We start from the raw sequence: 26220 nt of genomic DNA on the forward strand, positions 1-26220 counted from the left end.
TGTGACCTCTCGCACCACCGCGCCCGCATGGGCAGCGGCACTCGCCGGGCTGACCGCCGCCGCCGTCGCGCTCGGGATCGGGCAACTGGTGGCGGGGGTGATCGGCGGCGGCTCCTCGCCCGTGGTGGCGGTCGGCAACGCCGCCGTCGACCTGACGCCCGCCTGGCTCAAGGACTGGGCCATCGCGACGTTCGGCGAGAACGACAAGAACGTCCTGCTCGGCGGCATTTTCGTGGTGATCGCGCTGCTGGCCGCCGGGTTCGGGCTGCTCTCCCGGATCAAGGTCGGTTACGGCCGGCTGGCGCTGGTCGTCTTCGGCGCCCTCGGCGCCTGGGCGGCGGCGACCAGGCCCGACGCGGGCATGATCGACGTTCTCCCCGCCCTGCTGGGCGCCTGGGCCGGAACGTCGGCGCTGACGAGGCTGTTCCGCCGACTGGAACCGCAACCGGTGGAAGAGCCGCTGCGTGTCAGACCTGAACCGGCCGCCGAGGATGCACCTCCAGTCAGCGATGACCCGGCCCTCGGAGAAGCACCGGCCCTCGGAGAAGCACCGGCCGTCGGGGAAGCATCGGCCGCAAAAGAGGCACCCGCCGTCGGGGAAGCGCCAGCCGCTGGAAAGGCACCGGCCGTCGGAGAGACAGCGGCCGCTGAAGAGGCACCGGCCGCTGGAGATGAAACGGTCGTTGAGAGCCGGCCGCTGGAGAAGCCGCCCGTCATGCTGGCGGGCGACCGGCTGTATGCCATCGATCGCCGCCGCCTCTTCACGGGGGTGGCGACCGGTGCGGGGATCGCGGTCGTCGCGGGGGCGGCGGGGGTCTGGATCGGGGACCGGAACAACGTCACCGCCGAGCGGGCGCAGGTCGCGGCCGAGTTGCCGAAACCGGCCAAGCCGCTGCCGCCGCTACCCGCCGGGGCCGACTTCAAGGTGCCGAACCTGTCCCCGTTCGTCACCCCCAACCACGACTTCTACCGGGTCGACACCGCTCTGGCCCTGCCCAACGTCGACCCCAAGACGTGGTCACTCAAGATCCACGGCATGGTCGACCGGCCCATCGAGATCAGCTTCGCCGACCTGCTGAAGCGTCCCATCGTCGAGGCCGACGTCACGCTCGCCTGCGTCTCCAACCCGGTCGGCGGCCCCTACGTCGGCAACGCCCGCTGGCTCGGCGTCGCCATGGCCGGCGTCCTGCGCGAGGCCGGGATCAGAGCGGGGGCCGACATGCTGCTGTCGACCAGCGCCGACGGCTGGACCGCCGGCACCCCGGTCGAGGTCGTCATGGACGGCCGCGACGCCCTGTTCGCCTTCGCCATGAACGGCGAGCCCCTCCCGGTCTCCCACGGTTTCCCGGTCCGCCAGGTCGTGCCGGGCCTCTACGGCTACGTCTCGGCCACCAAGTGGGTCGTCGACGTCGAGGTCACCCGCTTCGACCAGGCGCGGGCCTACTGGACCGACCGGGGCTGGGACGCCAAGGGCCCCATCAAGACCCAGTCACGGATCGACACCCCGCGCAACAAGACCAAGCCCGGCCGCAACGTCATCGCCGGCGTCGCCTGGGCGCAGACCAAGGGCATCGCGAAGGTCGAGGTCAAGGTCGACGAGGGCCCCTGGCAGGTGGCGAAGCTGGCAGAGGTGCCGGGCCTGGACACCTGGCGGCAGTGGATGATCGAGGTCGAGCTCGCCGACGGGCTCCACACCCTGTCGTGCCGGGCCACCGACGAGACCGGCTACACCCAGACCGCCGACGGCGCCCCGCCGGAGCCGAACGGCGCGACCGGTTATCACCAGGTTCTCGTAGAGACCACCTGAACGGCAGGATTCGGGAAAGCCGGTTGCTCATCGGAGTCGTCCCCTTACCATCGGTCACATCGAAGGGAAGGGGACGATGGCCGATCGTCAGTCCCGGTGGCGGTTGCCGACCGGCGTCTACAATCCCGTCGTCACCGGCGACGGGCGCCGGTGGCGCGACTACGAGAAGGCCGCCGAGGCCCCGGCGCCGTCCCTCGACCCGTGGCAGGCGAGGCTGCCGCCGTCCGGCGACGACTGGTTCGACCGGGCGACGCGGCCTCGCGCGCTGGAGGAGTCGCGGCCCTACGGCGTCCCCGGCGGGCTGGCGCGGCCCGATCCCGCGGCGCAGCGCGATCTCGCCGAGGCGTTGAGCGGCCGGTTCCCCGATCCGCGCGGGACCTGGATCCGGCTGATCAACGCCGAAGGGCCGACCGACGACCCGTTCCGGTCGACCAACGCCATCGACTGCGCGCTGTCGGTCATGTCGTCGTGGCACGGCGAACCCGTCGTCGCGGCGGCCCGGCAGCCGGAATACGACCGGGTCGGCAAACCCGTCCTCTCGGGGGAGGCGGGCGGGGTGGCCAGGGCCGAGCAGTGGCTCGGCCATCGTTTCGAGTACGTCGGGCAGGGCCGCCGCGCCTACGGGGTGGTGGCCGGGCGGTTGCGGGCGGCCGGGCACGGCGCCGCGACCGTGCTCATCACGCGCTGGCCCCACGGGGGCAGCCATGCGTGGAACGCGGTGAACTCTATGGGGGAGGTGCTGTGGATCGACGCGCAGCGGGGGCATATGGCGATCGAGCCGCCGTACGAGAACGTGACGGGGGTCTTCTGCGTGGTCCTGGACCGCGGGGGGCAACGGGTGTGAGCCCGGAGACCGCCCGCGCGCTGGCCGAAGAGTGGTTCAACGGGGGGCGGGGACACGCCTTCGAGGTCGCCATCTACGCCTTCGACGACGGTTTCGTGGCCTGGGTCAGGGACGACGAGCCGGCCGACCCGACCGTCCTCCCGTCGACCGTGGGGGGCGGCTGCATCGTCATCGACCGGCGCACCGGCGAACTGGCCGTCCGCCCCCTGCTGGGGCCGGAGTTCGTGGCCGAGCAGTGGCCCGACCACGTTCCCCGATGACCGTGCCCCGCTAACTGCTCGCGAGTGACCCCACGATCGAGGCGTTGGCGGCGCGGCGCGCGGGGAGCACCGCCGCGAGCACGCCGGCCAGCGCCGACAGCACCAGGTAGAGCAGCACCTGGAGCACCGGCACGACGAAGACGGTCTCGTTGGGGATGGTCTGCAGCGCCGCCCAGCCGAAGGCGACGCCGATGACGATGCCGATCAGCGCCCCGATCAGGCCGAGCACGAGCGCCTCGATCGACAGCATGCCGCGCAGTTGCGGCCGGGTCAGGCCGAGGGCGCGCAGCAGCGCCGATTCGCGGGTGCGTTCGTGCACCGACAGCGACAGGGTGTTGGCGATGCCGAGCAGCGAGATGAGGATGGCCAGCCCGAGCAGCCCGGCGAAGATGGTGAACATCATGTCGAAGGCGTCGTCGAACTCGCCGCGCACGTCGGCCGCGCTGACCAGCTGCGCGGTCGGGTAGGCCGTCAGCGCCGCCTCCACGGCCCGGCGGGAGACGTCGGCGGCGATGCCGTCCGCGGCCTTGACGTAGACGCGGACCGGGCCGACCGGGCCGAAGTACTTCTCGAAGTCGGCCACGCCGACCGTGTAGGGCATCGTCCCGGTCACGCTGTCGTCGCTGAGGATCGCGACCACCTTCACCTCGACCTTCCCGGCCTCGGTGGTGGTGAGGGGGACGGTGCCGCCCACGCGCGCGCTCCCCAGGTTCCCGGCCTGCGACTCCGACAGTGCGACGGTGCCGGTCGTCAGGTCGGCCAGCGAGCCGGACACGACCTTCGGCCGGAACGCCGCGCCGTCGGGCAGGCTGGCGATCTCGCCGCTGGGGTCCTGCCGCATCTCGGCGACCAGCCCGACCTCGGGCAGCGCGCGCAGCTTCCCGGGCACGTCGGGGGAGAGGGTGGGCATGCCGTCGGCGCGGCCGTGCTGGGCGGTGATCATGAAGTCGACGGGGAACTGCTCGTCGAGGCTGCCGGTCACGGTCTCTCGGGTGCTGGCGGTGATCACCGAGATGAGGGTCATCAGGGTGACGCCGATGGTCAGCGCGACGGTCGTGGTCGCGGCCCGCTTGGGGTTGCGGCGCGAGTTGTCGACGGCCAGCCGTCCCGGCACCCCGAAGAGGCGGCGCGGCGCCCACCCGGCGAACGCGGCCAGCGGGCCCATCAGCATCGGCCCGATCGCGATCACGCCGAGGAAGAACACCGCGCCCCCGGCCATCGCGGTCAGCAGCCCGACGTCGCCGTCGAGCACCCAGATCGCCACGGCGGTCAGCCCGAGCCCACCGGCCAGCAGCAGCCCGGCGATGATCGACCGGGTCAGCCCGGCACGGAACGACTGCTCCTCGACCTGGCTGCGCAGCGCCGCGATCGGCGCCACCCGGGTCGCCCCACGGGCCGGCAGCACCGCCGAGCCCACGGTCACCAGCAGCCCGACGACCAGCCCGAGCACGATCGTCCGGGGCGTCAGCGTCACGTCCGCCCCCACCGGGACCGGCGCGTCGAAGGAGGCCAGCGCGTTGAGCGCCACCGCCCCGAGCCCGAGCCCGGCCAGCAGCCCCAGCGCCGAGGAGACCAGCCCGACCACCGCCGACTCCAGCAGGATCGACCGGAACACCTGCCCCCGGGTCGCCCCGATGCAGCGCAGCAGCGCCATCTCCCGGGTCCGCTGCGCGACCAGGATGTTGAACGTGTTGTAGATGACCAGCGCCGCCACGAACATGGCGACGAACCCGAACAGCAGCAGCACCAGCACCAGGTAGTCGAGTTCCACGTTGCTGTCGAGGGCCAGCTTCTGGGCCAGTTCGTCCCCGGTCCTGATCGTGTACGCCTTCCCGAGGGCCTCCGAAGCGGTCTTCTTGAGCGTCTCGGGGGTCACGCCGGGCGCGGCGGCCACGTCGATCTCCCGGTAGGACTTCACCCCGGTCATCTCCAGCGCCGTCGCGGTGTCGAACCCGACCGCGCCGGTGTAGGCGAGGCTCTGGTCGACGCCCACGTCGACGATGCCGACCAGGGTGAACTGGCGGCGCTTCTCGGCGAGGTCGAGGACGGTGATCGTGTCGCCGACCGCGAACTGGCGGGTCTTGGCGGTGTTCTCGTCGAGCACCGCCTCGCTCCCGCCGGCCGGGGCCCTGCCGCTGACGTAGTTCGTCCGGTCGAGCGGCCCCTTCACGATGGCGATGCCGCTGGTCGCGACGCTTCCGGCGGCCCGTCCCGACCGGTCGAGCAGCGGCGCGGAGCCCTGCACGAGCCCCTGCGCGTCGGCGACCCCGGGAAGCGCCCTGATCTTCTTCAGTACGGCCTCGGTGATCTCCTTCTCCTTGGGGGTGACCGCGACGGCGACCTTGTCGGCGTCGGCGGTGAAGAGCTGGCGGAAGCCCTGCTCGATGGTGTCGGTCAGCACGAACGTGCCCGCGATGAAGCCGACGCCGAGGGTGATGGCCAGCGAGGTGAGCAGCAGGCGCGTCTTGTGCGCCAGCAGCCCGGCCAGTGTGGTGCGGAGCACGGCTCAGGCCTCCAGCTTCAGCAGCATGTCGTGCACGCTCTGCGGGGTCGGCCCGGTCACTTCGCTGACCAGCAGCCCGTCGCGGAGGAAGACCACGCGGTCGGCGTAGGAGGCGGCCTGCGGGTCGTGGGTGACCATCACGATGGTCTGGCCGAGCTCGCGCACCGACCTGCGGAGGAAGGCGAGGACCTCCGCGCCGCTGCGCGAGTCGAGGTTGCCGGTCGGCTCGTCCGCGAAGATCACCTGGGGCTTGCTGATGAGGGCGCGGGCCACCGCCACGCGCTGCTGCTGACCGCCGGACAGCTGGCTCGGCTTGTGGGAGAGCCGGTCGCGCAGCCCCACGGTCTCCACCACGCGGTCCATCAGCACCTGGTCGGCCTGCCGCCCGGCGATCTCCAGGGGGAGCCGGATGTTCTGCTCGGCGGTCAGGGTCGGCAGCAGGTTGAACGCCTGGAACACGAACCCGATGCGCTCGCGGCGCAGCAGCGTGAGCTGCTTGTCGGACAGGGTCGTGATGTCGGCGTCGCCGATGTGCACGTTGCCCGCGCTGACCGTGTCGAGCCCGGCCAGGCAGTGCATCAGGGTGGACTTGCCCGACCCCGACGGTCCCATGATCGCCGTGAACGCCTCCGTGGCGAAGCTCACGTCGATGCCGCGCAGCGCCCGCACGGCGGCGTCGCCCTGGCCGTAGACCTTGGTGAGTCCACGGGCCACCACGGCGGCGCGGACATCGGTAGTCATCGTCATGGTCAGCAACGCTATTGACGCGACCATGGCTTTTCCTCGACCGCCCGGACGGCCTCGGTGTGCGTCCCGGGTCGCCCGCGCGGCCCGCGCTGCTACCGGCGGGGTAGCCGGGGGTCAGACTTTCGGCCGACGACCCCGGTCTCGTACGCGTAGACCACCACCTGCGCCCGGTCGCGCAGCTCCAGCTTGGCCAGGATCCGCCCCAGGTGCGTCTTCACGGTGGCCTCGGCGAGGGTGAGCCGGGTGGCGATCTCGGCGTTGGACAACCCCCGCGCGACGTGGACGAGGACCTCCCGCTCCCGCGCGGTGAGACTGTCGGGCTCCGACGGCGCGGTCGCCTCGGGCAGGTAGGCCGAGACGAGGTCGAGCAGCCGCCGCGTGGTCGACGGCGCGACCACGGCGTCGCCGTCGTGGACCGACCGGATGGCGCTGAGCAGATCGGCCGGCGGCACGTCCTTCAGCAGGAACCCCGACGCGCCCGACCGGATCGCCGCGAAGGCGTATTCGTCGAGGTCGAACGTGGTGAGGATGAGCACCTTGGGCGGGCTCGGCAGCGAGGTGATCAGGCGGGTCGCCTCGACGCCGTCCATGCGCGGCATCCGGACGTCCATCAGCACGACGTCGGCGACCAGCCCGCCCTTGACGAGCTCGACGGCCGCCGCGCCGTCACCGGCCTCACCGGCGACCTCGATGTCGGGCTGCGCGCCGAGCACCATCCGGAACCCGGCCCGGACGAGCTCCTGGTCGTCGACCAGCAGAACACGGATCACCGCACACCTCCCGCCGGGATGCGCGCCACCACGAGGAAGCCGCCACCGGATTTGGGCGCCGCGTGGACGTCGCCGCCGTACATGGACACCCGTTCGCGCATGCCGATCAGGCCGTGGCCGCCCTCACCGGTCGCGGAGGCCGCGCCCCGGCCGTCGTCGGCGATCCGCAGCAGCACGTCATGGCTTCCGTAGACGACCTGGACGCTGGCCGCCGCCGCGGGGCCGCCGTGTTTGAGCGTGTTGGTCAGGGCCTCCTGGACGATCCGGTAGATCACCAGCTGCAGTCCTTCCGAGAGATGATCGGGGGTGCCGTCCACCCGGATGTCGACCCGCAGGCCGGATGCGCGCACCTGACGTACGAGATCATCAAGCTGCCCGAGGCCCGGCTGGGGCGCGTAGTCCTCCGACTCGGCCCCGTCGTCGCGCAGCACCCCGACCAGCCGCCGCATCTCGGCGAGCGCCTGCCGCCCGGTCGCGGAGATGGCCTCGACCGCCCGTTTGGCCTGGTCGGGGTCGCTGTCGATGGCGAACCCGGCCCCGTCGGCCTGGACGACGATGACGCTGACGTTGTGGGCGACGACGTCGTGCAGTTCCCGCGCGATGCGGGCCCGCTCGGCGGCGGTGGCGATGAGCGCCTGCTGGTCGCGCTCCCGCTCGGCCCGCTCGGCCCGCTCGACCAGGTTCGCCACGAACCGCCGCCGCATGTTGACGTAGACGCCGCTGATCCAGACGGCCCCCACGAACGCCGAACCGGCCAGGAACACCTCGGCGTCGAACCCCTTCACGTCGTCGAGCGACATGGCGATCCCGACCTCGGCGATGACCCCCGCGCCGATGGCCCACGGCAGCCGGCACGACGCGACCACGCCGAACATGGCGACCAGCACGGCCATGTTGGCCGGGATCGGCGCCACGTGCCCGAGCCACTGGAGGAAACTGACCGCCGAGACGACCGCCATGACCTGCAGCGGGAACCGCCGCCGCCAGAACAGCGGCACGACCAGCAGCGCGGAGAGCCCGAACACCCCCGCGCCCCCGATGTCCGGGCTGCCCATGTCGACGAGCCCGGTGGCGATGTAGGAGGAGCTCAGCAGGGAGTACAGCACGAGGGGCGACACCACGAGCGCGTCGATCCACGCCGTGTGCCGCCGCCGGAACGCGCGAAGCTTGCCGAGCACGCCTCAAGAGTACGTATGCGCAGTTCCCGGCACGGTCCCCCTAGCGGCCGATTCGGTCCTACGACCCAGGTCGCAGACCGGACGGTGCTTACACGCCTCTTACGCGCCGACGGGCAGTATGAATCCCGGGAGCGCATCCTTGGGGTGTAAAGGGAGACAGATTCGCGATGACGGATCACGGTACCGGGCCGCGTGGCACTGAGGAGACGAACACGACGCCACGCGGCCCGGCCGGCTCTTCCCACTACCGGAACTCCTCCAGCGCCTACGCCTTCGCCGCCGGGGGTCCCGGCTGGGACGCTCCCGGCTGGCGCGTGACCGATCCCGAGCCCGCGAAGCCCAAGAGGTTCGCCCGTTATCTGCCACTGCTGGCGGCCGGGCTGGTGGGCGCGATCCTGGGCGGTCTGCTGGTCGGCACCCTCGTCCATCCGTGGCGCGACGACCGCGACAGTTTCCGTGTGGAGATGAACCAGCAGGGTCCGGGGATGCCCAGGAACTGCGTGCGCACCGAAATGGGCTTCCGCTGCGAGTTCCCCCGGTAGGAGCCGCTAGGACGCCGTGGACAGGACCGGGCCGGCGGGATAGGTGTCGGACAGCAGCCACAGGCGTGCGGTGGACAGCTCGACGCCGAGGGTGTCGCGTCCTTCGTGGTGGACGCCGAACTCCCCGACGCCGGGCACTTCCAGGATCGTCCAGGCGATGGAACCGGGTGACGTCCCGATGACCACCGGCCGCTGCTGAGCGCCCTCCTCCGGTGAGAGGGCCAGCCCCGAGATCCAGATCTTGCCCGCCTGGTCCTGCGCGATGGACTGCAGGCCGATGATCTCGGGCGGCAGCGGGACCGTGTTCCACGTGACGCCGTCGTAGCGGCTGAGCAGGGGTTCGGTGGGCCGGGGCTCGCCACGCGTGTAGTTCGTCCCGACGACCCAGACGTCGTCGGAGGCCAGGGGCAGCACGTCCTCCAGCGTCGCCCCCTCGCTGTCCGGCACGGGGTAGGGGACGTTCTCCCAGGCGGTTCCGGTGAAACGGGCGGCGCCGGGGGCGAAGTCGTCCTCGTCCGGAGCGTTCCCGACCGCCCAGCTCCCCTTGACGGCCAGCACCTTCCGCATCGGCATCGGGTAGGGCGCCCAGGTGGCCGCCTCCCTGCGCCAGATCGTGCGGTTCCCGGGCAGCCAGACGCCGGAAGAGGTGACCTCGGGCGCGGCCGAGGCCAGCCCCGCGGGGGCCGGGACCTCGACGAAGCCGCCGTTGACCAGCCGCGCGATGTAGGCCGACCCGTTGCGGGTCCCGCCGATCCACACCTCGCCCGCCGCCGTGGCGCTCACGCTGGCGAGCACGCCCCGGCTGGAGAAGTTCGGGATCGTGAACCCCGCCCACCGCTGTCCGTTCCAGCGGTGGACGACGGGGTTGCCGGGATAGCCCGGCTTGAGCGCCTGGTAGCCGGCGATCCAGACCTGGTTCCGCTCGGGCGCCGCCAGGTCCAGCAGATCGGCCTCAGCCCGTAACCCGGGGAGGGGATGGTTCAGCAGAACCGGGTCGGCGGCCAGCGCGGGCGAGGGAACCATGACGGCGGAGAGCGCGAGAGCTGCCACCGCGAATCGGGCCAAAGGTCTCATTGGCCAATCTTCTCGCGAATGACCCCCTTTCCCCGGCCCCTTCGCTGAATACGAAATAGAGCGATAAATGCCGTTTTGTGTGGGTCGAATACTAGGGCCGTTCGGCGGGACGCCGGTCATAAGCGTCAAGGCGGGAGAAACGCCGCGTATCACGCCAGTCGCCGCCCCGGTCGTCCACCGCGCACCCGGCCGACTTGAGCCGTTCGACGAGCTTTCCCATGGACGCCGGCGAGCCGTCGAAGCGGATGACATTACGCCCCCCGATGTCACTGATCGGCCGCAGCTCGCCCATCTCCACCATGATCGTCCGCGCCGGGCTGACGGCGAGCGCCATCCCGAGCTCGATCAGCACGTTCGGCCGGGGCTGGCAGGTCGCCTCCGCCTCGTGAGAGGTCTCCCGCCTGGCGTGCAACCGGGGGTGCAGGCGGACGACGTCGTCCGGCGTGAGCAGCACCACCACCGCCTGCGCCTCGGCCAGCGCGGACGGTGGCACGTCACCGAGGAACGGCGTGGCGCTGTCCGTCGTCAGCACGCACGACTCCCACTCCAGCGGCTTGAGGTCGAGAGCCCGCAGGAACTCGAACAGGCGATCGCGGGCGACCTCGTCCCGCCCGTGGACGACGAAAACCCGGCGCCGGTCGCGGGTGGGGCGCTTCCTCCACAGCATGGGCTCTCCCTGGAGAGTCGGGCCCCAGCCGTTCCGGGGCGCTGCGCCCCAGTTCAGAGCGGTGATCGACGGTCCGGCAACGAATCCGGACGATGTCGGAGGAGGTGCGTCCGGGATCGCGTTCGCCGCGTTTCCGGATATGTCGTTGTAGCGTTTGTTTCAGCCGCTCCGAAGGAATCCCATGACAAATGATCAACAATTCCCTCGACCCGAGTATGTCGGCACGCCGCTCGAATTCGCGGAGGCGATGAAAGCGCTGAGCCGCGGCCGTTCCTACGCGGTTCTGGGAAAACAGGCCCGAGACCTGGGCCGGGAAATGCCGAAGAGCACCCTGAGCGATCTCTGCACCAAGGGGAAGACGAGCGAGCAGACCCTCGACACGTTCCTGACCCTCTGCGGCGTCATCGGGGAGGAACGGGATCGGTGGGTGACCGCGTGGCAGCGCTCACGCGGTGAGCTGGGATCCGTCCGCGTGACCCCGGAGACCGGCGGCGTCGAAGCCGCACCCGACCACCTCGCGGAGATAGAGGCCTGGCTCACCCGCCATGAGCGGGAGCTGCGAGATCCGTCGGTCACCACCCAAGCCCGCCTGAACGACCTCGTGCGGGTGGCGGAAAGCAGCCTCAGCCTCTTCACGGAGGTGTCGCGCCTCGTCAACTCGCTGCCGGACAAGCCGTCCGGCACCACCGACCCGGTCGCCTTCGGGCGATGGGTCGCCGACGCGGTGGGCATGGCCGCCGCCCACTTGCAGAAGATGCCCGAGGCGATCAACGGGGCGTCGGCTCCTCCGGACCAGGAGGCCCTCCAGCACGACGTGACCGTGTACATCGAGAAGGCCCGTAGGACGCTCATCGCCCGCGCGCACTCCCTGATGTCGAAATGGCCCGCCTGCGGCTTGGCGACGACGCTCGTCAACCCTGGCGAGGTGCCCTTCCTGGGACTGACCATCCGTCTCACCTTTCCCGAGGGCGTCCGGCCGATTCCGCCCTCCGTGGCCCGCACACCGCCCCCCGCGCTGCCGATGCCGCCCACCGCCGCCGGTATGACCTCCGTCCGAGGCTTCTCCGTGCACGACACCATCGGGCAGAACTTCGGCCTGATCCACGACTTCACGAAGTCCTTCTCCGAAGAGGACACCCCGGACGACTACACCGTGACCGCCGGGAACGCCGTGGAGGTCGGCGGCATCGACCTGGGCGCCGGAGAGACGGTGGCGCTTCCCGTGATCCCGCTGGCCGTCAGTCGCCCAGTGGGCACCGAGCTGACCATCCACTGGACCGTCACCGGAAACGTCGCCCAGCAGCACTTCTCCGGCAAGATCACCCGAACGGTGACCACGTCGACCCTCGGCGCGGAGGGCCTGTTCCCCAAGATCTGAGGCCTCCCTGTGCGGTGCGTCGCATCGCCGAGGCCGGTAGAAATCGGCGAGCGAAGCGAGTGCGGTCCGAGCGGAGCGAGGCCTGGCCGGGAGCGGGAGGGGCGGAGCCCTTCGCGTGGAGCGAAGCGACCCAGAGCGAAGCGATGCCGGGCCGCGAAGGCGGACCAGGGGGAGCGCGAGGGGGCGCGAGCCCCTTCGCATCGGGGGGTTCGGGGGGGTCGTCCCCCCGTGGAGAGCAGGAACGGCTCGCGAAAGGCGCCGAAGGCGCCGCCCACGAGCCGTTCCGAGTATGGGGTTGGCGGGACTCGAACCCGCACTGGCATGATCCTAAGTCATGTGCCTCTGCCAATTGGGCTACAACCCCGCTGGGCGGAAGCGATCCTACCTCCCGCCCCAGGGCATCAGGAAACCCCGAGTTCCTTCAGGAGCCGGGCCACGTGTCCGGTCGCTTTGACGTTGTAGAGCGCCTTCTCGATCTTGCCGTCGGCGTTGATGACGAAGGTCGACCTGATCACGCCCATGATCGTCTTCCCGTAGTTCTGCTTCTCGCCGTACACCCCGTAGGCCTTGTGGACTTCGAGGCTCTCGTCGGACAGCAGGGGGAAGGTCAGCGCGTCGCGTTCGGCGAACTGGCGGAGTTTGGCCGGCTTGTCCTTCGAGACGCCGAGGACGGTGAAGCCGTGGTCGGCGAGGGCGCCGATGTTGTCGCGGAAGTCGCAGGCCTGCTTGGTGCAGCCTGGAGTCATCGCCGCTGGGTAGAAGTACAGGACGACTCGCTTGCCGTGGAGCGAGTCGAGCGACACTTCGTCGCCGTCGGCGCTGGTCAGGGTGAAGCCGGGGGCGGCGTCGCCGGGTTCGAGTCGCTGGGTCATGTCGCCTCCGTTGCGGTACGTCTCGACGCGAACAAACTACCGGTTCGGCCGCTGCGGGTTGTGCGGCCCGCACCTGGCAGACTTGATCGAACACACCCTGTGACAGGAGGCGACCATGACCGACACCGATCCGGACACGCTGGAAGGGCGCATTGAGCGCACGCGTGCCGAACTGGCCAAGACGGTCGACGCGATCGCCGACCGGGTCAGCCCGAAGAAGGTCGCCGGTCGCAGTGTGGCCAAGATGAAGTCGCAGGTCAAGGCGCAGACGGAGCACGTCGTGTCGACCATAGGGGACATGGTGGGCAACCCGGCCGCCCAGAGCCCCAACGGCCACCGCCCGGCCGAGGAGCCGTGGGACGACGACTACCCGGCGACCCCGGCCGCCCCGGTGCTGATCGCCGTCGGCGCGGTGGTCGTGATCGGCGCCCTCATCGTGATCATGCGCCGCCGCAGGCGCTGACCCATCCCGGCACGGCCCCCGAGTCCCAGCCGGGGGCGAGCCGGGGTGCCCCGTCAGACGAACAGATGGTCGTCCTCCCGAGAAAGTCCCCTCCCGCCAGGCGCAGTCCCCCGACTTTCGTGCCACGAGCCACGTCCAGCCCTAGAGCTTGACCTGTTGGCGGTCCCGCCGTGCAGGCGGCGGATGCCGGGTGATCGTTCTACAGGAAGGTCTGGCCCTCGCCCCGGTAGGTCAGGGCCGTTCCCGTCACGTGGTCGCCTTCGACCAGGTGCAGGGTGCTGAAGCGTTCGCAGAGTTCGCCGGCCTTCGCGTGACGGAACCACACGCGGTCGCCGACCTTCAGTTCGTCGGCGGCGCGGCCGTGCAGGGGGGTCTGGACCTCGCCGCCGCCTTCGTCGCCGTTGTAGCGCAGCCCTTCGGGCAGGTAGGGGACGGGGAGCCGGCCCGGACCGGCGCCGGAGGCGGGGTAGCCGCCGCCGAGGACCGTCACCACGCCGGGGGCGGGGCGGCGGACGACGGGGAGGGCGAACAGGGCCGCGGGGCGGCCGGTGAAGTTGCTGTAGCGGTCGAACAGGGCAGGGTGGAAGAAGCCCGATCCGGCGGCGACCTCGGTGACGGCCTCTTCGCGTGCGGTCGTCTCGATGCTGCCGGTGCCGCCGCCGTTGACGAACTCCAGGTCCGCGACCTCCCGCACCGCCTTGACGATCGCGGCCCGGCGGACGGCCAGCTCACGGCGTGAGCGGCGCTGCATGGCGCGGACCGCCACGCCGTAGGGGCCGGGGATGAGGTCGCCCAGGCCGGCGATCTGGCTCTCGTAGGCCATCAGGCCGACCAGGCGCAGCGACGGGTTCTTGCCGATCTGCTCCGCGAGTTCGGCGGCCTGAGCGGGGGTGCGGACGGGGGAGCGCAGGGCGCCGGCGCGGAAGGCCCCCAGGACGTAGGCGGCGCAGACGTCGAGGCAGACGCGGATGGGATGGCGGCCGGTCAGCAGGGGGAAGTGCTCGGGGGAGTCGATCATGAGGGTGATCTCCCGGCTGGCGCGTTCGTCGTCGGCCAGCGCGGCGATGGCGGCGCGGTCGGCGGTGGGGTAGGCCACCAGGACGTCCCGGAACCCGCAGGAGACCAGCCACAGCGCCTCGGGCAGGGTGAACGCCATGATCCCCTGGTATCCGGGCAGCTCGAGGACCCTCCGGAGCACCTCCCGGGAGCGGATCGACTTGGACGCCACCCTGATCGGCTTGCCGCCGGCCCGCCGGGTCATCGACCGCGCGTTGTCCGCCAGCGCGTCGAGGTCGACGACGGCGAGCGGGGGGGCGAGACGGGCCGTGGCCCGGTCGTATCGCTGCCGGTCGCTCATGGGCAGCACTCTAACCTTTTGTGAGCATGTTTCATATTTGCCCGGCAAAACCTGTCACAAGATCGAGTCATCCGGGCCCGGCGCGCTGATCACGGCCGCGCGGCCGTGTATCCCTGGGTGACCATGAGCGCGGTAGACGAGATCCGGACGACCAAGGACCGCCGCCGCGCCCGCCGCCGCACGGCCATGCGAGCCCTGCGGCCGGGACGGACCCCGGCGGGCGCGGGTGTCGCGGGCGCCCTGCTGGTGCTGGGCACGGCCCTGGTGGGCGAGATGGTGAGCGCCTTCGCCGGCTGGCCCACGGGCTGGTCGGGGCTGCCCGGCCTGCTCGGCCTGGCCTGGGGCGAGCCGCTGGTCGCGCTGACGGGGTCACTGATGGTGGTGAGCGGGACCGTGCTGGTCCTGCTGGCGATGGTCCCGGGGCGGCCCCGGCTGGTGCCGCTGGAGGTGTCCGACGACGCCCTGGTCATGGGGCTGTCGCGGACCGGGCTGAAGCGGACCCTGGTCGCGGTGGTGATGACGGTGCCGGGGGTCGACCTGGCCTTCGTCCGGCTGCGCCGGGGGCAGATCGAGGTGACCGTGCTGACCAAGGGCAGCCGGACCGGCGAGCTGCTCAAGGAGGTCGGCGCCGTGGTCGGCGACCGGCTGGCGGGCCTGGGCGTGTACGGCCGCAACGAGGTCGTCGTGCGCCTGCGGCGCAAGAACATCTGAAGGAGTCTGCATGCAGCCCGTGCTGCGTACCCCGATCGGTGACCGCGTCGGGCTGGCCGTCGTCGGCTTCGTGCTCGTGACCGGCGGGAACTATGTCCTGTTCGCGTCCGACGCGCGGGCCGCGTACAAGATCGGGGAGTTGGCGGCGTTCACGGCCCACCCCTGGGCGCGGTCGGTCGCGGCGGCGCTGGTGGTGCTGCTCGTGTTCGTCACGGCGCGGTGGCTGATCTGCTCGATGGGGGTCGGGCAGGACGGCGTGCGCCACGGCTTCGGCACCGCGACGCTGGCCATCGCGCTCAAGGACCTGCCCGGGGTCGACAAGATCAGCGTGCGGGCCGTGGGGGAGGAGAAGCTCCATCTCTCGGTACGCTGCCTCCCCGGCGCCCCCCTCGACGAGATCGTCGCCCGGGTCGACACCGAGGCGGTGTCACGCGTGCGCGGCGCGGCGGGCCGGGACCCGCTCTTCCCGGTCCTGGTCACGCTGCACGTTCGCCGCGGGTGACCGCCAGCCCACCGCGCAGGCGGCCGCCAGGCATGCGAGGGGGACCACCGGGACGACGTAACGATGGTCGAAGGCGGCGACCAGCGGAGGCAGCAGCAGCAGGGTGACCGCGAAGCCCAGCGGGAGCAGGGTCGCCGCCCGGAACCGGATGATCATCACCAGGAACGTGAAGACGAAGATCGCCGCCAGGATCGGGCCGCGCAGGTAGACGTACCGCTGGTAGGCGCGCGTCCACGACGCGAACGGCTCGACGATCTGCGTGTCGGCGCGGCTGCCCTGGTATTCGAGCATCAGCTCGGGCGCCGACCGCCCGGCCGAGGCGATCTTATTGGTCAGCGGTTTCACGTAGTCGGGGAACTGGTAGGCGCTCTGGGTGCCCGGCGACGGGTAGACCACCCGGTCCCAGTGGAACGCCCACATCGCGTCGCCCAGACCGGCCGTCAGGAAGTCGAGCGGCTGGCTGCGCAGCGCCAGCATCGAGAACTCCGACGCCAGTTCGTCGCGCTGCTTGCCGGTCTTCATGATGGGCGAGGCCGGATCCCAGATGTAGGCGGGCGCGGCCAGGCGGGGGCCGATGTCGGGACACAGGACCTTCAGGTGGTCGGGCGGGTCCATCCGGCCGCAGTCGGCGAAGGTCATCGTCCGCGACCAGAGCCACACGCTGCTGCTGCCCAGGCCGTAGGAGCCGTAGGCCGCGCCGTACCAGACGGCGTATCCGGCCACCGCCACCCCGGCGACGCCGAGCCCGGCCACCACCCGCCGCCAGCCCGCCCGCGCGATCAGCAGCCACACGGCCGCCACCGCGATCAGCGGCAGCCCGAGCGTGCGGGTCATCGCCGAGAAGGCCAGCAGCAGGAACGCCAGGGTGACCACGAACCAGCTCTGCGGCTTCAGCAGCAGGAGGGTCACCGCGGCCACCACGAGGAACGTGAACAGCAGGTCGGCCATCACGAGGTGTTCGAGCTGGATCTGGTACGCGTCCAGCAGGATCGGCGCGGTCGCCAGCCCGGCCGCCCAGGCGGGCAGGAAGGTGCGTCTGCGCAGGACCGCGTACACGCAGACCGCGATGCCCAGCCCGAGCAGGTGCTGCACGGTGACGAGGGCCAGGACCGAGTGGAACGGCGCGAGGAACACCGAGTATCCGGAGGGCCGCGACTCCAGGGGTCGCATGTCCAGCGCCGAGCTCAGGTAGGAGAACGAGTCGGCCCAGAACCAGAGCGCGGGACGGTATCCGAGGCTCGCGACGACCCGGACGGCGATCCCTGCCACGAGGAGGCCGACGAAGACCGCGTGGGTCCGGAGGAAGCTGCCTGCGGGAATGATGTCCACCGCCTTTCAGGGGGACATTTCAGCACTGGACGGGAGTGAACGCCAGTGAAAGCGGAGACCTGAGGGTCTCGACTACAGAGAGTGACCCGAGGGGGATTCGCCATCGATGGGGACTCCACATGGCCGTTCGACCGGCTGGGTGGAGTACACGCTCGGCAAGCGATATTGGCGCCTACGAAGGCGCGTTCACCGGCTGATCAGCACTCGATGACGTTGACCGCGAGGCCGCCGCGGCTGGTCTCCTTGTACTTGGCGTGCATGTCGCGGCCCGTGTCGCGCATCGTCTTGATCGCCTTGTCGAGCGACACGAAGTGCCGTCCGTCGCCGCGCAGCGCGATGCGGGCCGCCGCGATGGCCTTCACCGAGGCGACGGCGTTGCGTTCGATGCACGGGATCTGCACCAGGCCGCCGATCGGGTCGCAGGTCAGGCCGAGGTTGTGCTCGATGCCGATCTCGGCGGCGTTCTCCACCTGTTCCGGGGTGCCGCCCAGCACCTCGGTCAGCCCGGCCGCCGCCATCGAGCAGGCCGAACCGACCTCGCCCTGGCAGCCGACCTCGGCGCCGGAGATCGACGCGTTCTCCTTGAACAGCACGCCGACCGCGCCCGCGGTGAGCAGGAAGCGCACCACCGCGTCGTCGTCGGCGCCGGGGATGAAGCGCGTGTAGTAGGAGATCACCGCCGGGATGATGCCCGCCGCGCCGTTGGTCGGGGCGGTCACGATGCGGCCGCCGGCCGCGTTCTCCTCGTTCACGGCCAGGGCGAACAGCGTCACCCAGTCCATCGCCTGGAGCGGGTCGCGTTCGGCCGCCTCGCTCTGGAGCTGCCGCTGGAGCTGGTGGGCGCGGCGCTTCACCTTCAGCCCGCCCGGCAGGACGCCCTCGCGGGACGAACCGCGCCGGACGCACTCGTCCATGACCCGCCACAGGTTCAGCAGGCCCGACTTGATCTCGGCCTCGGTGCGGCCGAAGGCCTGCTCGTTGGCCATCATCAGGCCGGAGATCGACAGGCCCGTCTCGTCGCACCGCGCCAGCAGCTCGCCCGCCGTGAGGAACGGGTGGGGGAGCACGGTGTCGTCGGGCTTGATGCGGTCGGCGCCGGTGGCGTTCTCGTCGACGACGAAGCCGCCGCCGACCGAGTAGTAGATCTTCTCCCTCAGGACGTCGCCCGCCTCGCCCCACGCCGTGAAGCGCATGCCGTTGGGGTGGCCCGGGAGCGAGACCTTGCGTTCGAAGACCAGGTCGTCGCCCACCACGAACGGGACGGACTGCTGCCCCATCAGCGACACCGTGCCCGCCTCGCGCATCGCGGCCAGCATGCCCTCGACCGCGTCGACGTCGACGAGCTCGGGCTTCTCGCCGGACAGGCCCAGCAGCACGGCCTTGTCGCTGCCGTGGCCCTTGCCGGTCAGGCCGAGAGAGCCGTAGAGGATGACCTGGACCTTCGCGGTCTTCTCCAGCAGGCCGTCGTGGAGCAGGCCGCGCGCGAACTTGTGCGCGGCGGCCATCGGGCCGCCCGTGTGGGAGCTGGACGGCCCGATGCCGACCTTGAACAGGTCGAAGACGCTGATCGCCATCGGCTGGAGATCAGGACTCGGCGGCGGTGAGGGTGGCGTACTCCTCGTTGGTGAGCAGGTCGTCGGGGGCGCCCTCGATGCGCACGCGGAACAGCCAGCCGTCGCCGTAGGGGTCGCTGTTCACCAGGGACGGGTCGTCGACCACGGTCTGGTTGATCTCCACGATCTCACCGCCGACGGGGGCGTAGATGTCGCTGACCGACTTGGTCGACTCGACCTCGCCGACCGCGTCGCCCGCCTCGACCGTCGCCCCGGCCTCGGGGAGCTGGACGTACACCACGTCACCCAGGGACTCGGCGGCGTAGGCGGTGATTCCCACGGTGACCGTCAGCCCGTCGTCGAGCCCGGCCACCCACTCGTGCTCCTTGGTGTAGCTGAGCTCGTCGGGAATGCTGCTCACTTCTTCCTCCTGTAGAAAGGCAGGTCAACGACGTCGACCGGTTCGTGGGAGCCGCGGATGTCCACGGCTGCGGGGGTGGCGTTCACGTCGACGTAGGCCATCGCGATCGGGCGGCCGATCGACGGCGAGGGGGCCCCGCTGGTGACCTCGCCGACGACAGCGCCGCCGGCGTCGACGACGGCGAAGCCGTGGCGGGGCACCCGGCGGCCCTTCATCACCAGGCCGACCAGGCGCCTGCCCGTCTCGGCGGCCGACAGCGCCGCGCGGCCGACGAAGTCGCCGGCCTTGTCGAAGCGGACGACCCGGCCGAGACCGGCGTCCATGGGCGTGGTGGCCGAGGTGAGCTCGTTGCCGTACAGCGGCATCCCGGCTTCGAGCCGCAGGGTGTCGCGGGCGCTCAGCCCGGCCGGGACCAGGCCCTCGTCGCTCCCGGCCTCCATGAGCGCGTGCCAGAGCTTCACCGCGTCGTCGGCGGCGACGAACAGCTCGAAGCCGTCTTCGCCGGTGTAGCCGGTGCGGGCGATCAGCGCCTCGACGCCCGCGACGGTGCCGGGCAGGCCCGTGTAGTACTTCAGGCCGTCGAGGTCGGCGTCGGTGAGCTTGGCCAGGATCTGCGGGGAGCGCGGGCCCTGCACGGCCAGCAGCGCGTAGGAGTCGGAGCGGTCGTCGACCACGGCGTCGTGGTTCTTGGACCGGTCGGTGAGCTCCTGGGCGACGCGGAGGTAGTTGGACGCGTTCGCGCAGACCATGAACTCCTCCGCCGATAGGCGGTAGACGATCAGGTCGTCGACGATCCCGCCGTCGGCGTCGCACATCATCGTGTAGCGGGCCCGGCCCGGCGAAAGGCCGCCGAGGTTGCCGACCAGCGCGTGGTCGAGCGCGTCGGCCGCGCCCTCGCCGGTCACGTGGATCTCCCCCATGTGGGAGAGGTCGAACAGCCCCGCGGCGGTGCGGACGGCGGTGTGCTCGGCCGACTCGCTGCCGTAGCGCAGCGGCATCAGCCAGCCGGCGAAGTCGGTCAGGGTCGCGCCGAGGCTCTGGTGCACCTCGTGCAGCGGGGTCGGTCGGGACATGAAGCGCACCTCGAATAAGGTCGGATGTCAGCATCCTCCCCCTCTGTCATGGGTGCCTGAGAGCTTCGCCCGAGTTTTGCCGGACTTTCACCTTCGGCGAGGCCCGCACGGCCTGCTTTCCAGAGGACACCTCGCCCGCACGGTCCTTTGCCTTGAGAGGTTCGCGGGGAGGGCTTGCTCCTTCAGGGACCCTGGCCGGCTGCCAGGGCGCTCTCCCGCGCGGGATCACTGGTGTGCCGTCAGCCTATCTGCCCCTCCCGGCCGGGCGAAACCCGGCGCGAGTGACGAAGGCCCCAAAGAGTTCGGCCCCTCCGTGCACTTCGGGATGCCATTGAACCGCCCAGACCGTGTCGTCATACATGACCGCCTCGATGACGCCGTCGTCGGCGGTGGCCGTGACGGTCAGGCCCGGTGCCAGCTTGTCGATGGCCTGGTGATGGTAGTGGGCCGGGTTGATCTCCGGGGTTCCGTAAATGCGCGCGAGGGGTGGCTCAAGTCGTACCGGCACCCGCCCATAGACCCCCGGGGCGGGGGAGTGGCGGTGGGTTCCGGTCACATCGGGCAGGTGCTGGACCAGCGTTCCGCCGAACGCGACGTTGATCACTTGGAGGCCGCGGCAGATGCCGAGGACCGGCAGCCGGGTCGCCAGGGCCGCCTCCACGAGCGAGAACTCGGCGTCGTCGCGGAAGTCGCGGATATAGGCGGTCTTGGGGTGCTTGCTCGCACCGTAACGGTCAGGGTCGACGTCGCCGCCTCCGGCCAGGATCAGGCCGTCGAGACGGCCGACGAGCTCGCCCGGGTCACTAGCGGGCGGCAGGATCACCGGCTGCCCGCCCGCTCTGTCGACCTGCCGCACGTAGTCCCACGGCAGCAGTGCCGTCGTGGTGTCCCAGACCGCGAAACGGGCCTCTTCCACGTAGCACGTGATGCCGATCAGAGGTCTCACAGCGGGGTCACGTACGCCCCGGAGATGCCGCCGTCGACGAGGAACTCGGCGGCGGTGACGAACGACGCGTCGTCGGAGGCGAGGAACGCCACAGCGGCGGCGATCTCCTCGGCCCGCGCGAACCGGCCGAGCGGCACGTGCACCAGACGGCGCTGCGCCCGCTCGGGGTCCTTGGCGAACAGCTCGCGCAGCAGCGGGGTGTCGACCGGGCCGGGGCACAGCGCGTTGACCCGGATGCCCTCGCGGGCGAACTGCACGCCCAGCTCACGGGTCATCGCCAGCACGCCGCCCTTGGACGCGGTGTAGGAGATCTGCGAGGTCGCCGACCCCATGACCGCCACGAACGACGCGGTGTTGATGATCGAGCCCTTGCCCTGCCGCTGCATGTAGGGGATGACGTGCTTGCAGCACAGGTACACGCTCGTCAGGTTGACCTCCTGGACGCGCCGCCAGGCGTCCATGCCGGTGGTCAGGATCGAGTCGTCGTCGGCGGGGGAGATCCCGGCGTTGTTGAACGCGATGTCGACGCTGCCGAACTCGTCGTACGCCGTGGCGAACATCCGGACGACGTCGTCCTCGTCGGCCACGTCCGCCCTGACGAAGATGCCGCCGACCTCCTGGGCGGCGCGCTGCCCGGCCTCCTCGTCGAGGTCGGCGAGGACGAGCCTGGCGCCCTCCTCGGCGAACCGGCGCGCGGTCGCCATCCCGATGCCCCCGGCGGCGCCGGTGATGACGGCGACCCGGTCCTGCAAGCGTTGCATGTGTCCCTACTCCGTTGCGATGAAGACGTTCTTGGTCTCGGTGAAGGCGGTCAGGGCGTCGGGGCCCAGTTCCCGGCCCAGGCCCGACTGCTTGAAACCGCCGAAGGGCGTCCAGTAGCGGACCGACGAATGGGAGTTGACGCTGAGGTTCCCGGCCTCGACACCCCGCGCCACCCGCAGCGCCCGGCCGACGTCACGGGTCCAGATCGAGCCGGACAGGCCGTAGGGGGTGTCGTTGGCCTTGAGGACCGCGTCCCGCTCGTCGTCGAACGCGACGACCGAGACGACCGGGCCGAAGACCTCTTCGCGGTAGGCGGGGTCGTCGGCGCCGGTGAGGACGGTCGGCGGGAACCAGTAGCCGGGGCCCTCCGGGCAACTGCCCTGGAAGTAGGGGTCCGACACGTAGGACCGGACCCTGGCCAGGTGTTCGGCGCTGACCAGCGGGCCCATCTGGGTGTCCGCGCTGTTCGGGTCGCCGGTGCGGATCGCCTTCACGGCTTCGGTCAGCTTCGCGAGGAACTCGTCGTGGACGGAACGCTCCACCAGGATCCGGGACCGCGCGCAGCAGTCCTGGCCGCTGTTGTCGAACACGGCCATGGGGGCACTCGATGCCGCCTTGTCGAGATCGGAGTCGGCGAACACGATGTTCGCGGACTTGCCGCCCAGTTCCAGGGTCACCCTCTTGACCTGCCGCGCGGCCTGCGCCGCGATCAGCTTGCCGACCTCGGTCGAGCCGGTGAAGACGATCTTCGCGACGCCGGGGTGCTCGACCAGCCGGGCGCCCGCGACCTCCCCTTCGCCGGGAACGACCTGGAGCACGCCCTCGGGGAGACCGGCCGCGAGGGCCAGCTCGGCCAGCTTCAGTGCGGACATCGGCGTCCACTCGGCGGGCTTCACGATGACGGTGTTGCCGGCCGCGAGCGCCGGGGCGGCGCCCCACATCATGATCACCATCGGGAAGTTCCACGGCACGATGATCCCGACCACGCCCAGCGGCTCCTGGAACGTGAGGTCGACGCCGCCGGCCACCGGGATCTGCCTGCCGTGGTTGCGCTCGGGCGCTCCCGCGTAGAAGTTCAGCACGTCACGGACGTTGCCGGCCTCCCAGCGGGCGTTGCCCACGGTGTGCCCGGCGTTCGCGATCTCCAGCTGCGCGAGCTCCTCGGCGTGCTCCTCGACCAGCGCCGCGAAGCGCCGCAGCAGCCGCGCGCGCTCGCCGGGCGCGACGTCCCTCCAGGTCGTGTACGCCCTGCGGGCCTGCTCGACGGCCCGGTCGACCTCGGCGGGGTCGGCGAGTTCGACGTCGGCCAGGATCTGCTCCGTGGCCGGGTTGATGATCTTCACAGCCGTTCGAACCCCCGATAGAGCTCCCAGTCGGTGACCGCCGCGTCGTAGGCGGCCAGTTCGACCCGGGCGTTGTTGGCGTAGTGGTCGACGACCTGGTCGCCGAGCGCCTCCCTGGCGAGCGTAGAGCCCTCGAACAGCGCGAGCGCGTCACGCAGCGTCGAGGGGACCGTGTCGGCCCCCGAGGCGTAGGCGTTGCCGGTGAACGCGTCCTCCAGCGGGAGTTCGTCGTCGATGCCCTTCAGCCCTGCGGCGATGAGGGCCGAGACGGCCAGGTAGGGGTTCACGTCGCCGCCGGGGACGCGGTTCTCGATGCGCAGCGAGCCGCCGTGGCCGACCAGGCGCAGGGAGCAGGTGCGGTTGTCCACGCCCCACTTGACCGCCGTGGGGGCGAACGAACCGGCCACATAGCGCTTGTAGGAGTTGATGTTGGGGGCGTACAGGAGCGTGAACTCGCGCATCGCCCTGAGCTGACCGGCGATGAAGTGCTCGCCCGTCTTCGACAGGCCGTGGGGGCCCTCGCCCGCCATGACCGGGCCGCCGTCGTCGTCCCTGAGGGAGATGTGGACGTGGCAGGAGTTGCCCTCGCGCTGGTTCGGCTTGGCCATGAACGTGAGGGACATGCCCTCCTCGGCCGCGATCTCCTTGGCGCCGTTCTTGTAGATCGAGTGGTTGTCGCAGGTGGTGAGGGCGTCGGCGTACTTGAAAGCGATCTCGTGTTGACCAAGGTTGCATTCGCCCTTGGCCGACTCCACGTACAGGCCGGCGCCCTCCATGCTGAGACGGATGCGGCGCAGCAACGGTTCCACCCGGGCCGTGCCGAGCAGGGAGTAGTCGACGTTGTAGAGGTTGCCGGGCTCCAGGTTCCGGTAGCCGTTCCTCCAGGCGTCCTCGTAGCTGGTGCGGTAGACGCAGAACTCCAGTTCGGTGCCCACGAAGGCGGTCCAGCCGCGCTCGGCCAGCCTGGCGGTCTGCCTCCTGAGGATCTGGCGGGGGCTCGGGACGACGTCGGAGCCGTCCTCCCAGACCAGGTCGGCCAGCAGCAGGGCGGTGCCCTCCTGCCAGGGGACCCTTCTCAGGGTGGCCAGGTCGGGCTTCATGACGAAGTCACCGTAGCCGTGCTCCCACGACGACATCGCGTATCCGCCGACCGTGTTCATCTCGACGTCCACGGCGAGCAGGTAGTTGCAGCCCTCGGCGGCGTGGTGGAGGACCTCGTCGAGGAAGTGCCGAGCCGACAGCCGCTTGCCCTGGAGCCGTCCCTGCATGTCCGTCACGGCGAGCAGGACGGTGTCGATGCGGCCCGCCTGCACGTCTTCTCGAAGTTCGTCGACTGTCAGCACACTCGCCTCACCTTCTACGGTATGAAAAAATACCAATGAAGGGGCTAAATGGGGAGGGTGGGGTGAAGGAAACACAACTCGGATCGCTGCTGCGTCCGGTCCGGGCCGGGAACGCGTTCGAGGAGACCGTCGAGCGGCTGCTCCAGGCCGTCAAGCTGGGCGTCGTCCCGTTCGGGGAGCGGCTGCCGTCCGAGCGTGACCTGGCCGTCCACCTGGGCATCAGCAGGGTCACCCTGCGCGAGGCGATCCGCTCGCTTCAGGAGGCGGGCTACCTCGACGTCCGCCGGGGGCGCTACGGCGGCGCGTTCGTCGTCTACCGGCCGCCCGACCCCGGCGGCGGCGACCTGGCCGAGGCGGTCAACCAGATGGGCGCGGGCGACCTGGCCGACGCGCTGACCTACCGGATGGCCATCGAGTGCGGCGCGGCCCAGATCCTGGCCACCACCACGCTCGACTCGGCGCAGCGGGCGATGCTGCTGCGCCGCCTGTCCGACGTGAACGAGGCCGACCCCGCCGACTACCGGCGTCTCGACACGGCCTTCCACCTGTCCATCGCGGAGCTGACCGGTTCGCCGCTGCTCGCCGCCGCGTGCGCCGACGCCCGGCTGCGCGTCACCGACCTGCTCAACGCGATCCCGGTGCTCGGCCCGAACATCGCCCACGCCGGGGCGCAGCACCAGGCGATCGTGTCGGCGATCCTGGCCGGCGACCCCGACGGGGCGTCCCGGGCGGTGGCCGAGCACCTCGAAGGAACCGCCGCGCTTTTGCGTGGGTTCCTGGCCTGAACGCCTCGCCTGGGTAGAGTCGCCCCGGGGGCGGTGACCATGGGTGACATTTTCCAGCGGGCGGTGGTCGACACCCACCGGCTGCCGCTGTTCTGCTTCTTCGTGGCGCTGATCGTCACGTTCGTGTTCACGCGCATCAACGTGCGGCTCATCCGGGCCGAGGTCCGGTGGTGGCTCAAGAACGTCAGCGTGGGCGAGACGCACGTCCACCACGTCGTGTTCGGCGTGATCCTGATGATGGCCAGCGGCGTGGCCGCTCTGCTGGTGGGCCCGGCGGCCGAGGGATGGCACGCCATCACCGCCGCGCTGTTCGGCGTCGGCTCGGGGCTGGTGCTCGACGAGTTCGCGCTGCTGCTGCACCTGCGCGACGTCTACTGGGCCGAGGAGGGCCGCACCTCCGTCGACGCGGTCTTCGTCGCCGTCGCGGTGACCGGCCTGCTCCTGCTCGGCGCCCGGCCGCTGGGCTGGGACGACGTCACCGGCGACTTCTGGGTCGCGGTGTTCCTCCTCGCCGTCAACCTCTTCTTCGCCGTCGTCACGCTGCTCAAGGGGAAGATCTGGTCGGGCCTGCTCGGGGTGTTCGTGCCGATCTTCGGGTACGTCGGCGCGATCCGCCTCGCCCGCCCGGGGTCGCCGTGGGCCCGCTGGTTCTACGACGACAAGCCGGTGAAGATGGCCAAGGCGCTGCGGCGGGAGAATCGCTGGCGGCGGCCGGTCATCAAGGCCAAGATCGCCGTCCAGGAGTTCGTGTCCGGCCGCCACGCAGGTTAGCCTGCGGGTTCCCGGGGCAGTCCGGTATGCCATGGAACTCTTCACCAGACTTCGTGAGATGAAGGCCAGGGCCAAGACCGAGATCGGCGCCCGGACGGGCAACCGCCCCCTCGCCGCCGAGGGCCGCACCGAACAGGCGGAGGCCAAGCTGCTCCGCACCCAGGACCGCCTCCGGAGCGTGGCCAACGAGATCCGCAGGAAGTACAAGCGTTGATACTT

The 26220-nt window shown here is 70.8% G+C and carries 27 protein-coding genes, 1 tRNA gene and 2 riboswitches; of the genes, 11 read left to right on the plus strand and 17 right to left on the minus strand.

The window, feature by feature from the left end; all coding sequences use genetic code 11:
- Position 1 precedes the first annotated feature (1 nt).
- From AW270_RS21395 to AW270_RS21405, 3 genes are all read left to right on the plus strand, one after another.
- Entirely contained in the window at positions 2-1807 is a 1806-nt protein-coding gene (locus tag AW270_RS21395) for a molybdopterin-dependent oxidoreductase (protein WP_061296904.1), read from the plus strand.
- 76 nt (positions 1808-1883) lie between these two features.
- Entirely contained in the window at positions 1884-2651 is a 768-nt protein-coding gene (locus AW270_RS21400; protein ID WP_061296905.1) for a toxin glutamine deamidase domain-containing protein, read from the plus strand.
- Positions 2648-2911 carry an SUKH-4 family immunity protein gene (locus AW270_RS21405; RefSeq protein WP_061296906.1) on the plus strand — a complete coding sequence of 88 codons (264 nt, stop codon included), beginning with the start codon at positions 2648-2650 and terminating at the stop codon, positions 2909-2911. Before AW270_RS21400 ends, AW270_RS21405 begins: the two co-directional genes overlap by 4 nt.
- A gap of 10 nt (positions 2912-2921) precedes the next feature.
- Here the strand turns inward: AW270_RS21405 and AW270_RS21410 are convergent, their stop codons facing one another.
- The 4 genes from AW270_RS21410 to AW270_RS21425 form a co-directional block, all read right to left on the minus strand.
- Positions 2922-5414, minus strand: a complete 2493-nt coding sequence (locus AW270_RS21410) for an ABC transporter permease (RefSeq protein WP_061296907.1) — start codon at positions 5412-5414, stop codon at positions 2922-2924.
- A 3-nt stretch (positions 5415-5417) separates the two neighbouring features.
- Positions 5418-6161 carry an ABC transporter ATP-binding protein gene (locus AW270_RS21415; RefSeq protein WP_157522357.1) on the minus strand — a complete coding sequence of 248 codons (744 nt, stop codon included), beginning with the start codon at positions 6159-6161 and terminating at the stop codon, positions 5418-5420.
- A gap of 92 nt (positions 6162-6253) precedes the next feature.
- Entirely contained in the window at positions 6254-6931 is a 678-nt protein-coding gene (locus tag AW270_RS21420) for a response regulator (protein ID WP_082801725.1), read from the minus strand.
- Positions 6928-8109 (minus strand): sensor histidine kinase, encoded by a 1182-nt coding sequence (locus tag AW270_RS21425; RefSeq protein ID WP_061296909.1) that lies wholly within the window; start codon positions 8107-8109, stop codon positions 6928-6930. The genes AW270_RS21420 and AW270_RS21425 overlap by 4 nt, the downstream gene beginning before the upstream one ends.
- Before the next feature lie 167 nt (positions 8110-8276).
- Here AW270_RS21425 and AW270_RS21430 point away from each other — a divergent pair, with 167 nt between their 5' ends.
- Positions 8277-8651, plus strand: coding sequence for a hypothetical protein (locus AW270_RS21430; RefSeq protein WP_061296910.1), 375 nt, complete (start codon positions 8277-8279; stop codon positions 8649-8651).
- Positions 8652-8657: 6 nt separating this feature from the next.
- Here the strand turns inward: AW270_RS21430 and AW270_RS21435 are convergent, their stop codons facing one another.
- Together AW270_RS21435 and AW270_RS21440 are read right to left on the minus strand one after the other, a co-directional pair.
- The gene (locus AW270_RS21435; protein WP_157522360.1) at positions 8658-9725 is read right to left on the minus strand and encodes a hypothetical protein; all 1068 of its coding nucleotides are present in this window, start codon (positions 9723-9725) and stop codon (positions 8658-8660) included.
- Between the two features lie 91 nt (positions 9726-9816).
- Entirely contained in the window at positions 9817-10392 is a 576-nt protein-coding gene (locus tag AW270_RS21440; RefSeq protein ID WP_061296912.1) for a TIR domain-containing protein, read from the minus strand.
- 316 nt (positions 10393-10708) lie between these two features.
- Here AW270_RS21440 and AW270_RS21445 point away from each other — a divergent pair, with 316 nt between their 5' ends.
- Complete coding sequence (locus AW270_RS21445) at positions 10709-11770, plus strand: hypothetical protein (protein ID WP_061296913.1); 1062 nt, start codon at positions 10709-10711, stop codon at positions 11768-11770.
- Between the two features lie 290 nt (positions 11771-12060).
- Here the strand turns inward: AW270_RS21445 and AW270_RS21450 are convergent.
- Together AW270_RS21450 and bcp are read right to left on the minus strand one after the other, a co-directional pair.
- A tRNA-Leu gene (locus AW270_RS21450) sits at positions 12061-12134 on the minus strand.
- A 37-nt stretch (positions 12135-12171) separates the two neighbouring features.
- Positions 12172-12642: a thioredoxin-dependent thiol peroxidase gene (bcp, locus tag AW270_RS21455; protein WP_061296914.1), complete on the minus strand. Its 471-nt coding sequence runs from the start codon at positions 12640-12642 to the stop codon at positions 12172-12174.
- A gap of 115 nt (positions 12643-12757) precedes the next feature.
- Here bcp and AW270_RS21460 point away from each other — a divergent pair, with 115 nt between their 5' ends.
- The gene (locus AW270_RS21460; RefSeq protein WP_061296915.1) at positions 12758-13105 is read left to right on the plus strand and encodes a DUF3618 domain-containing protein; all 348 of its coding nucleotides are present in this window, start codon (positions 12758-12760) and stop codon (positions 13103-13105) included.
- Positions 13106-13304: 199 nt separating this feature from the next.
- On the opposite strand, the gene AW270_RS21465 is transcribed toward AW270_RS21460, so the two are convergent.
- The gene (locus tag AW270_RS21465) at positions 13305-14462 is read right to left on the minus strand and encodes an amino acid deaminase/aldolase (RefSeq protein WP_157522363.1); all 1158 of its coding nucleotides are present in this window, start codon (positions 14460-14462) and stop codon (positions 13305-13307) included.
- Between the two features lie 123 nt (positions 14463-14585).
- Between AW270_RS21465 and AW270_RS21470 the strand changes: the two genes are divergently transcribed.
- Entirely contained in the window at positions 14586-15173 is a 588-nt protein-coding gene (locus tag AW270_RS21470) for a DUF6286 domain-containing protein (RefSeq protein WP_157522366.1), read from the plus strand.
- A gap of 10 nt (positions 15174-15183) precedes the next feature.
- A complete protein-coding gene (locus AW270_RS21475; protein ID WP_061296918.1) occupies positions 15184-15675 on the plus strand; it encodes a hypothetical protein in 492 nt (163 codons plus the stop codon).
- On the opposite strand, the gene AW270_RS21480 is transcribed toward AW270_RS21475, so the two are convergent.
- The 8 genes from AW270_RS21480 to AW270_RS21515 form a co-directional block, all read right to left on the minus strand.
- Positions 15601-17004 (minus strand): glycosyltransferase family protein, encoded by a 1404-nt coding sequence (locus tag AW270_RS21480; protein ID WP_061296919.1) that lies wholly within the window; start codon positions 17002-17004, stop codon positions 15601-15603. The genes AW270_RS21475 and AW270_RS21480 overlap by 75 nt on opposite strands.
- 197 nt (positions 17005-17201) lie before the next feature.
- Positions 17202-18578, minus strand: coding sequence for an L-serine ammonia-lyase (locus AW270_RS21485; protein ID WP_061296920.1), 1377 nt, complete (start codon positions 18576-18578; stop codon positions 17202-17204).
- A 10-nt stretch (positions 18579-18588) separates the two neighbouring features.
- Positions 18589-18978, minus strand: a complete 390-nt coding sequence (gene gcvH, locus AW270_RS21490; protein WP_061296921.1) for a glycine cleavage system protein GcvH — start codon at positions 18976-18978, stop codon at positions 18589-18591.
- Positions 18975-20051, minus strand: coding sequence for a glycine cleavage system aminomethyltransferase GcvT (gcvT, locus tag AW270_RS21495; protein WP_061297019.1), 1077 nt, complete (start codon positions 20049-20051; stop codon positions 18975-18977). Before gcvT ends, gcvH begins: the two co-directional genes overlap by 4 nt.
- A 33-nt stretch (positions 20052-20084) precedes the next feature.
- Positions 20085-20181: riboswitch (glycine riboswitch) on the minus strand.
- A riboswitch (glycine riboswitch) is annotated at positions 20182-20279 on the minus strand.
- A 16-nt stretch (positions 20280-20295) separates the two neighbouring features.
- On the minus strand, positions 20296-20997 hold the full coding sequence (locus AW270_RS21500; RefSeq protein ID WP_061296922.1) for a gamma-glutamyl-gamma-aminobutyrate hydrolase family protein: 702 nt from the start codon (positions 20995-20997) through the stop codon (positions 20296-20298).
- A complete protein-coding gene (locus AW270_RS21505; RefSeq protein ID WP_061296923.1) occupies positions 20994-21758 on the minus strand; it encodes a 3-oxoacyl-ACP reductase in 765 nt (254 codons plus the stop codon). Before AW270_RS21505 ends, AW270_RS21500 begins: the two co-directional genes overlap by 4 nt.
- Before the next feature lie 6 nt (positions 21759-21764).
- Positions 21765-23102 (minus strand): aldehyde dehydrogenase family protein, encoded by a 1338-nt coding sequence (locus AW270_RS21510; protein ID WP_082801726.1) that lies wholly within the window; start codon positions 23100-23102, stop codon positions 21765-21767.
- On the minus strand, positions 23099-24442 hold the full coding sequence (locus AW270_RS21515; RefSeq protein WP_061297020.1) for a glutamine synthetase family protein: 1344 nt from the start codon (positions 24440-24442) through the stop codon (positions 23099-23101). Before AW270_RS21515 ends, AW270_RS21510 begins: the two co-directional genes overlap by 4 nt.
- A 38-nt stretch (positions 24443-24480) precedes the next feature.
- Between AW270_RS21515 and AW270_RS21520 the strand changes: the two genes are divergently transcribed.
- Genes AW270_RS21520 through AW270_RS21530 form a run of 3 tightly spaced genes read left to right on the plus strand, consistent with a single transcriptional unit; the run spans position 24481 to position 26215 of the window.
- A complete protein-coding gene (locus AW270_RS21520; protein WP_061296925.1) occupies positions 24481-25230 on the plus strand; it encodes a FadR/GntR family transcriptional regulator in 750 nt (249 codons plus the stop codon).
- A gap of 39 nt (positions 25231-25269) precedes the next feature.
- Complete coding sequence (locus AW270_RS21525) at positions 25270-26001, plus strand: hypothetical protein (protein WP_061297021.1); 732 nt, start codon at positions 25270-25272, stop codon at positions 25999-26001.
- A gap of 58 nt (positions 26002-26059) precedes the next feature.
- Positions 26060-26215, plus strand: coding sequence for a hypothetical protein (locus AW270_RS21530; protein ID WP_157522369.1), 156 nt, complete (start codon positions 26060-26062; stop codon positions 26213-26215).
- Positions 26216-26220 lie beyond the last annotated feature (5 nt).

The sequence above is a fragment of the Herbidospora cretacea genome (genome assembly GCF_001570605.1).
Lineage (GTDB): Bacteria > Actinomycetota > Actinomycetes > Streptosporangiales > Streptosporangiaceae > Herbidospora > Herbidospora cretacea.